10 protein-coding genes are annotated in these 12,164 nt (G+C 55.9%); 7 read left to right on the top strand and 3 right to left on the bottom strand.

The window, feature by feature from the left end; genetic code table 11:
- The first annotated feature begins 77 nt into the window (after positions 1 to 77).
- The 4 genes from NOR51B_RS03835 to NOR51B_RS03820 are packed head-to-tail and all read left to right on the top strand — an operon-like array spanning position 78 to position 4,823.
- Complete coding sequence (locus tag NOR51B_RS03835; RefSeq protein WP_009019550.1) at positions 78 to 1,013, top strand: hypothetical protein; 936 nt, start codon at positions 78 to 80, stop codon at positions 1,011 to 1,013.
- Positions 1,010 to 1,855 carry an HAD-IIB family hydrolase gene (locus NOR51B_RS03830; protein ID WP_009018880.1) on the top strand — a complete coding sequence of 282 codons (846 nt, stop codon included), beginning with the start codon at positions 1,010 to 1,012 and terminating at the stop codon, positions 1,853 to 1,855. Before NOR51B_RS03835 ends, NOR51B_RS03830 begins: the two co-directional genes overlap by 4 nt.
- Complete coding sequence (locus NOR51B_RS03825; protein WP_009020838.1) at positions 1,848 to 3,068, top strand: glycosyltransferase family protein; 1,221 nt, start codon at positions 1,848 to 1,850, stop codon at positions 3,066 to 3,068. Before NOR51B_RS03830 ends, NOR51B_RS03825 begins: the two co-directional genes overlap by 8 nt.
- Before the next feature lie 18 nt (positions 3,069 to 3,086).
- Positions 3,087 to 4,823: a sugar phosphorylase gene (locus NOR51B_RS03820; RefSeq protein WP_009019588.1), complete on the top strand. Its 1,737-nt coding sequence runs from the start codon at positions 3,087 to 3,089 to the stop codon at positions 4,821 to 4,823.
- Positions 4,824 to 4,854: 31 nt separating this feature from the next.
- Here the strand turns inward: NOR51B_RS03820 and NOR51B_RS03815 are convergent, their stop codons facing one another.
- Entirely contained in the window at positions 4,855 to 5,640 is a 786-nt protein-coding gene (locus NOR51B_RS03815) for an NRDE family protein (RefSeq protein ID WP_009019677.1), read from the bottom strand.
- A 124-nt stretch (positions 5,641 to 5,764) separates the two neighbouring features.
- Positions 5,765 to 6,688: a GGDEF domain-containing protein gene (locus NOR51B_RS03810; protein ID WP_009020157.1), complete on the bottom strand. Its 924-nt coding sequence runs from the start codon at positions 6,686 to 6,688 to the stop codon at positions 5,765 to 5,767.
- Between the two features lie 407 nt (positions 6,689 to 7,095).
- On the opposite strand from NOR51B_RS03810, the gene NOR51B_RS03805 reads away from it, so the two are divergent.
- Entirely contained in the window at positions 7,096 to 7,452 is a 357-nt protein-coding gene (locus tag NOR51B_RS03805; RefSeq protein ID WP_040481739.1) for a putative quinol monooxygenase, read from the top strand.
- A 7-nt stretch (positions 7,453 to 7,459) separates the two neighbouring features.
- Here the strand turns inward: NOR51B_RS03805 and NOR51B_RS03800 are convergent, their stop codons facing one another.
- The gene (locus tag NOR51B_RS03800; RefSeq protein ID WP_009020378.1) at positions 7,460 to 7,864 is read right to left on the bottom strand and encodes a RidA family protein; all 405 of its coding nucleotides are present in this window, start codon (positions 7,862 to 7,864) and stop codon (positions 7,460 to 7,462) included.
- 177 nt (positions 7,865 to 8,041) lie between these two features.
- On the opposite strand from NOR51B_RS03800, the gene NOR51B_RS03795 reads away from it, so the two are divergent.
- Entirely contained in the window at positions 8,042 to 8,428 is a 387-nt protein-coding gene (locus NOR51B_RS03795) for a diacylglycerol kinase (protein ID WP_009018934.1), read from the top strand.
- Between the two features lie 82 nt (positions 8,429 to 8,510).
- On the top strand, positions 8,511 to 12,071 hold the full coding sequence (locus tag NOR51B_RS14810) for a sulfatase-like hydrolase/transferase (protein ID WP_009020895.1): 3,561 nt from the start codon (positions 8,511 to 8,513) through the stop codon (positions 12,069 to 12,071).
- The last annotated feature ends 93 nt before the right edge of the window (positions 12,072 to 12,164 follow it).

Here is a 12,164-nt window from a genome sequence, read left to right as displayed (position 1 = left end):
GCGCATCGGCTTGCAGTGGATTGGCGTGACCGCGGTTACCGTAATAGCATGGTTCAACGTGATACGTAGCGAGTGCCATGACAGCGGTCGGTGAGAAGCAGGACGGCAATCTCGAATTGATCTTCGAGCAGTTTTTGCAGAAGGAAGACTTGCCCGAACGTTATGCCGCCACGGCGCGGCAATGGTTTCTTCCGCTGGCAAGTCAGATCGCCGCCGCGCAACTCAAGGCGGGTAAAACACTGCTGGTCGGTGTCAATGGCAGTCAGGGGTCAGGCAAGAGCACCCTGTGTGCGCTGCTTCGCGAGGTGCTTCAGTCCCAATACGGGCTTTCCGTCGCAGATTTGTCGATCGATGATTTCTATTTGACCCACGCAGAGCGTCAAACCCTCGCCAGGGACATTCACCCGTTACTGGCGACCCGCGGGGTGCCGGGAACACACGATGTCGACTTGCTCACCACCGTGCTCGAGCAACTGATATCACACGAGGGTCCTGTACGTGTTCCCCGTTTTGACAAGGCCACCGACGATCGCGTTGCGCCCGACCACTGGTCGCTTTTTACGGCGCCGCTCGATGTGGTGCTTGTTGAAGGCTGGTGCATGGGTATCACGCATCAGTCGCCTGTGGAGCTGGCGACGCCGGTCAATGCACTGGAAGCCGATGACGACGGCGATGCGGTGTGGCGACACTGGGTCAACGAACAACTCCTGGCACAGTACGAACCCCTGTATGGGCGCTTCGACTTTTGGGTGATGCTGCAAGCCCCGGGATTTGACTGTATCCATCGATGGCGGCTGGAGCAGGAAAACAAGCTGCGGGACCGTCTCGGTAAGCAGGCGGGCAGCCCCCACATTATGTCCGAGGCTGCCATCGCCCGTTTTATTCAGCACTATCAGCGTCTCACCGAGCACGGGCTACGAACCTTGCCGGATCGGGTCAATGTTCTGTTCAGGCTGGATGAAGAGCGCGAGATTATGGATGCCCGCCACTTCCGCGAGCGGACACCCGGATGACGCCACTGGTGATCTATACCGATCTCGATGGTTCATTGCTCGATCATCACACCTATTCGTTCGCCGCTGCGGAACCCTTGCTTGGCGAACTCGCGGCATCATCGATTCCCGTTGTACCCTGCACCAGCAAAACACGTGCCGAGTTATCGGTTTTCAGACACCGACTTGGCAATGCCTACCCTTTCATCATTGAAAATGGCTCTGCCGTCTATTGGGAGGCAGCCGATGGCTCGCGTACTGCTGCCGATTCTGAACGCATCGATACCCTGTATCGCCACCGCTTTGTACCGGCTCGGGAGCACTGGCGGCCGATACTGGAACAGCTCGGTCGTGACCTCGATGGTTGCTTTACACCCTTTAGCGCGATGCAGGTCGCCGATGTGGTCGAGTTGACCGGTCTTTCCGCTGAAGAGGCGGCGGCGGCCATGCAGCGCGAGTTCGGTGAGGCGGTACACTGGCGGGGTAGTGATGAACAGTTGCAGGCGTTTTCGAAGGCGCTCCGTGAGCACGGTGCCGCCGTGCATCGCGGGGGGCGATTCATTCACGTCATGGGTCCTTCCGACAAGGGTAGGGCCCTGCAATGGCTGAATGATCATTACAATGATCCGGGTGGATCGGCGCCAATCAGTATTGCCATTGGCGATGGTAACAACGATGTGCCCATGCTCGAGGTCGCCGACTACGCATTGCTGATTCGCTCGCCGGTCAATCCATTGCCCGCGGTAGACCGGGACTCGGGTCTCTTTGTCAGTCAGGAACCCGGGCCTGCCGGTTGGCAGCAGGGACTGCGCGATATTTTTGCGCACATCAATTTTAGCCTTGGAGGCATAGTCGATGGCTGATTTCCATCAGAACGGCACGATCACCACGCTGCACAATCTGAATACACGCCCGTTGCACGAGATGGAACGTGAAATGACCCAGTTCAGTATTCGCAGGCCATTGGGGCTTATCCTGCCGTCGCTTTACTCGGAGCTGCAAACCGAGGCACTCCCGAATATTGTGCAGCAGCTCAGCGACGTGCCCTATCTGTCCCAGGTGGTTATCGGCCTCGACCGCGCGAACGAAGACGAGTACCGCCATGCCCTCGAGTTCTTTTCGGTTCTCCCACAACACCATCGCGTGTTGTGGAACGACGGGCCGCGACTGCGGGAAATCGATGGGGAACTGAAGGAATTGGGGCTGGCACCGAGGGAGGCCGGGAAAGGCCGCAACGTCTGGTACTGCATGGGCTACGCCCTGGCCACCGGTCGCGCTGAATCGATCGCGCTGCATGACTGCGACATTATCACCTACGATCGCGCCATGCTCGCGCGGCTCCTCTATCCCGTTGCCAATCCGATGTTTAACTACGAGTTTTGTAAAGGCTTTTACGCGCGTGTTTCGGACAATAAACTCAACGGTCGTGTCTCCCGTTTGTTGGTCACTCCGCTGATTCGCGCCTTTAAGCGCGTGATCGGCAATACCGCTTACCTCGATTATCTCGATAGCTTTCGCTACATTCTCGCCGGAGAGTTCGCTTTCCGTCGTGATGCCATGAACGATCTGCGTATTCCCAGTGACTGGGGATTGGAGATTGGTGTGCTGTCAGAGGTTTATCGTAACTACAACAACAATCGTCTGTGTCAGGTCGACATCGCCGATAATTACGATCATAAACACCAGAATCTGTCCGTCGATGATAAGGCTGCAGGGCTGTCGCGGATGTCTACCGATATCACCAAAGCCATGTTCCGCAAGCTGGCGACCCAGGGTCACGTCTTTGAGCAGGAGGCCTTCCGTACCATCAAGGCGACTTACCTGCGAATTGCCCTGGATTTTGTTGAGACCTATCGCAACGATGCGATCATGAATGGACTGTCCTACGACATCCATAACGAAGAGAAGGCCGTGGAACTGTTCGCCAACAATATTATGGAAGCGGGGCAGGTATTTCTGGAACGACCCATGGAGCGCCCGTTTATTCCCAGCTGGGGGCGAGTGCGCAGCGCCATTCCCGATATCTATGATCGTCTGGTCAAGGCCGTAGAAGCCGATGTCCGCGAATTTTCATAGCCTTCCAGGAGCCGGCTGATGTTACCGAATTTGCAACAACGCGTACTGCGACACCTCGAGAAGATCTATGAGACGGTATCGCTCGAAGCCAGTTTGCCGTCGATTGCCCTCGACCTGATTGCTGAGATGCGCCTCGATCCCGGATCGGAGGCACCGGAGGCGCACCGTAACCTGTGGAATCAGACCGATATCGCCACCATCACTTATGGCGATACCTTTGTATCAAAGCATGAGGCACCACTGAAAACCCTGCATCGATTCCTCAAGCAGCACCTCGAGGGCGCGGTGAACGTGGTGCACATACTGCCCTTCTTCCCCTGGACTTCTGACGATGGCTTCGCGGTCAAGGATTACACCGAGGTCAATAAAAAACTGGGTAATTGGGACAACGTGCGCCTGATCGGCCAGGATTTTCGCCTGATGGGCGACCTGGTGATCAACCACGGTTCCGGCGAGAGCGAATGGTTCGATAATTTCATCAACGATAAGGATCCCGGTCGGGATTATTATTTTACCGCGTCCCCCAATGACGACCTGAGTGAGGTGGTCAGGCCGCGGACCTCACCGCTGCTTCGCCCGGTCGATACGGTCAAGGGAAAGCAATGGGTGTGGTGTACTTTCAGTCACGATCAGGTCGATTTTGATTTTCGTAACCCCAAGGTGCTTCAGGAGTTCGTTCGTATCATCCGCTTGCATCTCGACAAAAACGTCGAAATTTTCAGGCTCGATGCGGTCGCTTTTTTGTGGAAAGTTGCGGGTACAACGTCGATTAACCTCGAGGAAACCCACGAAATCATCCGCCTGTTACGCACCTTGATTGAACATGCGTCGCCCAATTCGATGGTAATTACCGAGACCAACATCCCCAATCGTGAAAATCTCTCCTATTTCGGTAACGCCAACGAGGCCCACGCGATTTACAACTTCTCGCTGCCGCCGCTTCTGGTTTATACCCTGCTCAGCGGCAACAGTCGTTACCTCTCCCAGTGGTTGATGACATTGCCACCGGCGCAGTTTGGTACCACCTATTTCAACTTCATCGCCTCCCACGATGGTATCGGCCTGCGGCCCGCCGAGGGGCTGCTCAACGACGATGAACTCGATGGCTTTATCCACGCCATGCAATCCTTTGGCGGTGTGGTGTCCTGGCGCGCCGGTGGCGGTGGCATGCGCAAGGCGTATGAAATCAATATTGCACTGTTTGATGCGCTGCAGGGTACCCTGGAAGGCCGTGATGAGCTCGGCTTTGAGCGGTTTATCTGTGCCCACGCGGTGATGCTTGGCCTCGAGGGCATTCCCGCGTTTTACATTCATAGTCTGTTGGGCACGCGCAACGACCACAAGCGACTCGAGCAACTGGGCTACAACCGGGCAATCAATCGGCATCAGTGGCATCTCGAGGAACTGGAAGTCCTGCTGGATAATGAGGACACCGAAACCCGGCGGGTCTTCGATCGCCTCCAGGAGTTAATCAGGCTGCGCACCCAGCAGTCGGCGTTTCACCCCAACGCCACCCAATACACGCTGCAGCTTGGCGGCGCCCTGTTTGGCTTCTGGCGCCACAGCAATGATCGGCGTCAAAGTATCTTCTGCATTTACAACATCTCGAATCAGCCGCAGCCGCTGTTTATGACCGACCTTAATATGGTGGTCGGGGATAGCTGGCGGGACCTTATTTCCGGACGTGTGGTTGAGGAGTCGGAGCCGGAGTGGACACTGACGCCCTATCAGGCGGTGTGGATTACCAACCGGTAATTTTAATTTGGAAATTGCTTGGCAGATAAGCCTAGATGTCGTTTGGAACCTGCCAGTCCAGCGCTGAAGTCTCGGGCGGCGAGCATTCTCCACTTTGCGGGTAGCGATATTCACTGAACCGGATCTCGCGCCCGCGGTTGACAATCACGATGCTACTCGAGCGCGTGCCATACCCCTCTGAGACGATAAATCGAGGCGCCAGTAGTCGCTCAAGATCGAGGCCGACCCCGGTGTCGGGTAGGTTGCCGTCTTCGGGTTGGGTGCGATCTACCAGCAGCGGCTGCAAACGTGGTGCTTCCAGTGTGGTCTCAGTCGCCAGGATCCGAGTCAGCCCCTCACACAGCCCGCGAACCTTGGGCCAGTCATCGTTCAGGCTGCCATTGGATAGGCCATGAACCCCGGGGGATACGGTTTCGAGCGTACCCAGTCGATTGCTGGTGAAATAAAGTCCCTCGTCTAGACTGCCAAACAGCAGATTAAAACCCTGAAACTGATCAAATTGATCGCGGTATGACGCCAGCCAGACTGCGGGGCTCTGCGCGCTCGTCAAAAAGTCGGTGACAATGTCGCCGCGGGAGCGTGGTCCGGATACCCGGGGCGGGGGTTCGCGAACATTGGTCAGGGCGGCGAAGCGCCCTCCCCGGGTCACTCCCAACCAGGTCCCCCCGGCATCGAGGTCGCGGCCGGCTGCGATTCCCGGGTGATCGTCCCAAAAATGCAAGGGTGCTGTCGGTCGGTCGTAAAATTCGTCCCGATTGGCGAGCAGCACCAACGGGAAATCAGGATTTGCGCGGTAGGCGATAGCGATCAGACACATTGGGGAACGCTAGCACAGAAAAGCCCTTCGCTTTGAGCGTCTTACCCGCGATGAGGCGGTTAAGACGGCCTGTACCGATATAACGACAGGCAGGATTAGTGGCGCTGGGACCCGCGTATGATTTTTATTCCACCCGTCCTGTTCCCTTGGCTTTGGCGCGGTACATCTGCGCATCGGCCTCATTGATCAAGGATTCTTTAGAGGGATGTGCAGGGTCGAGTTCTGCCACACCAATGCTGAATCGCGGCGGTTGCCTGACAATAAAACCTTCATCCTCGGCATCGAGGAAATAGCTACTCGCCGGCTGATGCGCAAGCCGATTGCGGAGACGCCGTGCGGCGAAAATCGCCTGATCCCGACCCGTTTCGGGCAGCAAAATAACGAATTCATCGCCACCCAGACGATAAACTGCGTCCGTCTCCCGGCACTCTGCCCGCATCAGGTCGGCCAGCGTACGGAGAACGTGATCGCCCACCAAATGGCCGAGCTGATCATTGATTTCCTTAAAGTTATCAGCGTCGAGTAGCATAAGCGACAAGCGAGAGCCGTGCCGTAGCGCGCGAGCAATTTCTCGGTCGAGGTGTTCATCGAGCGCCGTCCGGTTCAGTAGCCCGGTCAGGGGATCGTGACTACTGCTGGCTTCAAGCTTATCCAGTCGATCGAACAACCTGAGTCCCTTGGAGACGCATAAAGCCGCGCGCTCAAGAATGGCCAGTTCCGAAGCGCCGTAGTGCTCTTGACGTGACAGCGTCACGGTTCCCAGCATAACGCCCTGCACTACCAATTGGTGGCTGCTGCTGTGCTGGCACTGTGTTCCCGCCGTCCAGTGGGGTTTTTCGCCAGGACCACTATAGTGCGCGCCATCGGCCAGCTTGAGCTGATGTGCCCAGGAGTAGAACTGGTTCAGCAACTGGTTTCTATTATCGGCGGTCGCTGTATTCTCATGGAGGTCAAGCAATTGCGCCATCGCTTTGGCACCCAGATCTTCTACCGCTATACCGCAACCGACGCTATCGGGACTGCCCTCTATGGATACAATGTTTTTCATGTTGCTGCCTCATCTGTGACGTGCATACGGCTAGCAATCCCTCTGAAATAATCGAACCTTTTGCCACAATAAACTCATAATGCACCAGGATATCGGCCTGTTCAACGAGTTCATTGCCGCCGGAATCCGTGGCTAATAAACTCGTCATCACGTGTGTCTTTTTAGTCGTTGATTAACTTACCGGCGATTGGCCGGCGCGCAAGTTGTCTTGCAGTGAATTGGTTAATGCTGTTAGTTCAGACCCTGGAGGAGTGCGTCGCCGCTATCCAGCCTGCTGCTGTAATGGGTTCTGATAAATGTGGGCCCGTGGCCAGCGATCGTATTTGAATTCACTCCGCTCAGGCGGTGATACGATGCACAACGTCGGGGATATTCTCTGGCCTGAGTCCTTTCGATGGAGAGTAGCGATGACCGTCATAATCTCGGGATACCTCGATTTTGAAAACCCCGAGGATGTTCCCAAGTTAATTGCAAGCGCGCGACCCCATATCGAAGGCGCTCTGAGTGAAGAGGGCTGCATCGCTTATTCCTGGACCGAAGATCACCTGACTCGCGGCAGAATTTGGGTGTACGAGGAATGGTCTTCTTCCGAAACTTTATCGGCACACCTGAAAAGCCATTGGTATACCGATATGGCCGGGCATTTGGCCAGCTACTCCATGAAGCCCGGTGCCGTGGTCAAAAAATACCGCGTTGATCTTGAAGAGCCGGTATATGACGAGGATGGCAACCCGAGAGGTGACTTCTTCACCGCCGATGGTTAGTCGCGTACTAACTATTTACGGTCTTTCCGTCAACAAGCGCCGTTGCCTCTATCTCAATCTCCAGCTCTGGTAGTGCCAGCGAAGACACCTCGACAATCGTATCCGCCGGATAGGGTGCCGAAAAATACTTTTGCCTGAGGGCGATGATGTCCTCAAAATGCGACATGTCGGTGAGGTAGATGGTGACCTTGACGACCTGGTCGAGACTCGACCCCGCGGCTTCAAGTACCTCCTCCAGGTTGGCAAAGGTCTGCTCGGCCTGGCGGTGGAAATCTCCCACACCGGCGAGCTCGCCTTCTTTGGTGATGGCAGCTTGACCGGAGACCATGACCATATCGCCAATACGAAACGCCTGGGACAGGCAGAAAGGCTCCATGGGATCGGGCGTGGTTTTGATTCGGACTGCATCCATTGTTGATTCTCCGCATTTTGATAAGTAGTCGTTGAGAATAGACCTTTTTGGCGATGAATAAGAGCCTCCTTTTGGCCCTGTGTCGTTGCAAACCGTGGCGTTCTGATAAATCGCGTTTGTTGCCGGATCGCCGCCTTCGCAGCTTCTATCGATTGATAATGATGTTAATCTTCAAAGATGGAGCAGGATTCAGAAAGCGGCGCGGGGTCTTTAAAGGGCAAGCGGGGCCTTTCACGCCTGATCAACGCCAGTCGTTATTCGCTAATGGGATTGCGAACGGCATTTGTCAACGAGGATGCTTTTCGCCAGGTCGTATTTATCAACATGCTTCTTCAGCCGCTGGCGCTCTGGCTGGATGTGAGCCGTGCGGAGCGCGCTTTATTGATGTTGGCCCCGTTGCTGTCACTGGTCATAGAGCTTCTGAATACCGCCATTGAAAATACCGTTGATCGTATTTCCATGGAACTGCACCCGCTGTCGAAGGCGGCCAAGGACGTTGGCAGCGCGGCGCAGATGATTGGTCTCTTGATCATCGTTGTCGTCTGGTCGGTAATTTTGCTGTGAACCCTTAGCTACACTGGTTTTAAAACCTGCTCACTGCCGTCATCGGTCCCGCGAGCCACCTGAATCGTCGAATCACAAATTTATGTCACTTATTCTTACCGTTGCCACCCTAGCCTTAGCTGCCGTTGCGTTGTGTTACCGGGCACTCGGTAGTCGCTGGCTCGCCGCCCTACTGGCAGGAACGGTATTTTCATCGTTGTTGCTGGTGCTCGTTTATCTGGCGGCGGATCAGCTCTCGGGCGATGGCATCAACGAAGCGGTTATCTACCATCTCGACGTCGATATCCTCTCAGCAGGTCTCGGTGCATTTATCGGCCCGATGGCCATTGCTCTGGTCGCGATGGTCACGATTGTTCTGCTAAGCCTCCTCAGTTATCGCCTGATGCGGACTGACGCTACCTTGGGCCGACACAAGTTTCAGGTCGCTGCGGCGTTTGGTCTGGTCGGCCTGTCCTTTTACCTGAATCCTGCCAGCGCTGATCTCTACCGCCTTTATGAATCGCGGAATATCGTAGCGACGGCGGTTGTCCCGCCTGAGTTCGTTCAGGAGGTGAAGTTAGGGAGCGCAGGTCCGCAGAAAAACATTGTCCATATTTATCTCGAGTCGGTGGAGCGCACCTACTTTGACGAAACCATTTTTCCGGGTCTGGTGCCTAATTTAAAAAGACTGGAAAAGGAGGCCATCAGCTTTACCGCGATCGATCAGGTCATTGGCACCGAGTGGACGATTGCTGGCATGACCGCTGCGCAGTGCGGGATACCCCTGCTCGCCGGTGGCAATACCATGTCGGGCGCGGATCAGTTTTTACCGGGGGCGAACTGTATGGGTGACATGCTTCACGAGCAGGGCTATCACCTCAACTATCTCGGCGGTGCTGCGCTGGATTTTGCGGGTAAGGGCAATTTTTATACATCGCACCAGTTTGATGATGTCCAGGGGCGAGAGGAGCTCGTCGGCACACTAGACGACCCGGAATACCTGTCATCCTGGGGCCTTTACGACGACAGCCTGTTCGCCATTGCGGAAGAGAAATTTGATGCGCTCGCCGCTGCCGATGCTCCCTTTGTCTTTTTTATGCTGACGCTCGACACGCATAACCCTATCGGCCACGTCTCAGAGCGGTGTGAGGAGGTCGTATATGGCGATGGCAGCAACCCTATCCTCAACGCCGTACATTGTGCCGACCAGATGGCAGCCGAGTTTATCGAACGGATTCGTGGCAGCGACATCTTTGACAACACATTACTCGTGGTCAGCTCCGATCATCTGGCGATGACCAACAGCGCGACCGAGCTGCTGGAGACCGGTGATCGCAAGAATCTGCTGATGTTTTTTGGCAACGACCTAACGCCCGCCAGTGTAAACACCCGCGGTTCAACCATCGATGTGGGCCCCACCATGCTCACGCTTGCGGGCTACGATGTGGAGGCGCTGGGATTTGGTCGTGATTTGCTTCGCTCAGGCCCGAAGCTTTTTCAAAAAAAATCCCGCTTCAATAACTTCCTCAGCAGAGCTCGCGGATACTTCCTCTCCTTGTGGTCGTTCCCCGGGGTAAGCGATGGCGTAACGCTTGATTCAGCGAGCGAAATGCTGGTGCTGGGCGACCGCGAGGTCCGCTATCCGGCGCTATTCCTGTTAAACGAAGATCTGAGCGTTTCCCAGATTCTCTTCGATTTCAATGGCCGCCAGTCGCTGCAGCAGTCGGTATCACTGCTCGAATACGACCAGCCGTTGGTATGGGTGGATGACTGCCATATCAATGCCTGGTTCGCCGATGGTGAATTTGGCTCCCGAGGCCAGATTTGCGCGGTTTACGGCAGTCTTGGCAGCCGCAAGAAAGGCTTCTCGATTCTCGCCGATGGGGAGACCATCCCCTTTGATACCTTCGAGACCTTTTTCGATCGCACCTCTATGACCGGTGGGCTCTCTGATGCACGGCGCGTTGAGCTGGAGCACTTGAGAGAGTACTCAACGACCAAGTTCAATACCGCGGTACCCGACACCAACCTCCTCGGTAGTTACATCATCAAGTCGGCGGGCGGACATCGGGCGGGAAGCTCCTATCTGCAGAATACGGCGTCGAAGCTGAAAACCCTGGTGCCTCGGGGCGTTTCACTGCTCGGGATCAACAGCCCTGGCGAGCCTGTGTTGCTCGCCAATGTGGATACCTGCTCGGGCGCCACGACCACCCAATGGGGTGGTCGTGGTGACTTTGGTTCGGTGATGAGTGAGATGGGTGGCCTGTTTGGTGCGTTCGTCGTAATCGCCCACGACAGCGCGCTGTGCTCCCCTTTCGATTTTGAGTTTCTGTTCCAACGTACGGGTTTGAGCCGGTGGAATGAAATTGGTTGGCGGGAGCCCTATATCGGCATTATCTCTGGCAACGGTGCGATCACCGAGTACGTCGAGACGCTGGAGCAGGGAATGGTTGTGGAAATCGAGGATTTTGTTCGGCCGGTACCCCTGCACCGGCAGCAAGATCACCAATATCTCCCCATGGTGTTACATGCCGATGGCTGGTTTGAAGATCAGACCTATCGTGCCCCGAGCGACACCTTGACTCATTTCAGCGATGAGCATGAGTTGTTTGAGATCACGCTGTCCCGGGACGACTCCGGTGCGCTGGCCTGCGTTGCTGACCCTGCGACCAGTTATCACCGCGTTTTTGGACATGAGGCTGGCAGCGGGGCGCTGGCTGACGTTGTCGCCGAACCCGAATCGGTTGTCGCTTCCCGTTGCTCTCTATCACTACTTGAGAGTTGGCTTGCAGCGCATCCCGATAAGAAATTGGTGCTTGATGTCCCTGAAGATCGGGTCGCGATTCTGGAGCAGGTATCCGAGCAGCATGCCCACTGGCTGCCGCAGGTGATTCCAATGGTCCATACGCCCCTGGAATACCATCAGGCGACCGGCATGGGCTTTGACCAGGTGATATGGACGCTATCGAGTTACGAGTACGCTAACCGGCATGTGCTGGGCCATATCAAAGGCATGAATCTTTACGGACTGGCGATTCCGTCTGACCGCGGTGGTAAAAATCTGGCTACAAGAGCGCGTGAGGACGCAGGGGTGTTGTCCTGGGTCCGCACGGTAAATAAACGCAAGGCGATTGAGCGGCGTCAGGCCGCTGGCGTGGCTTCGGTATTTACGGATTGGGCCATCGAGAAGGAATGGGTCACCTTCGAGCTCCGTTCTGCGGGTTACGAGATGGGACGATCCTACGCACAGCCGAATGGGGGCGCAGAGCCTACCTATCTTAAGCGCGGCCTGACGTTGATCGGTTTCTCCATAGCCGGGACGCTTGAAAAAGTGGCCTACATCGACTCCTGTAATTACAGGATGACCGACACCGTTGCACTCGATGAGTCTTTCGCCAAAGCGATGGCCGAGCGCGCTGGGGACTTTGAGACGTTCGCGATACTGGCGCATGACAGTGCCCTCTGCGCGGAGACCGATCTTGATAGCCTCTTCGGGGATTCACCGCTGGCTCTATGGCCGCAGATCGACTTCCGGGAGCCCTATATTGGAATCGTACCCACCGAGGGAGAGGTGGAAGAGTTGTTCGGCGGGGAATCGCGAGCCATTACCCGAACGCTGGTGGTCAGGAGTGCCGATTACGGCACTTTGGACGCATTGCAGTAGCGAGCTGAGACCTATTATGCTCCGCCTCACCACGGTGTGGTGTCTTTTAGCGGCGCCTTGGCACAGCGCAGCATGTGAATGGGGTGATGGGGA

The sequence above is a fragment of the Luminiphilus syltensis NOR5-1B genome, assembly GCF_000158175.1.
Lineage (GTDB): Bacteria > Pseudomonadota > Gammaproteobacteria > Pseudomonadales > Halieaceae > Luminiphilus > Luminiphilus syltensis.
This window is presented reverse-complemented; position numbering and strand designations above follow the sequence as displayed.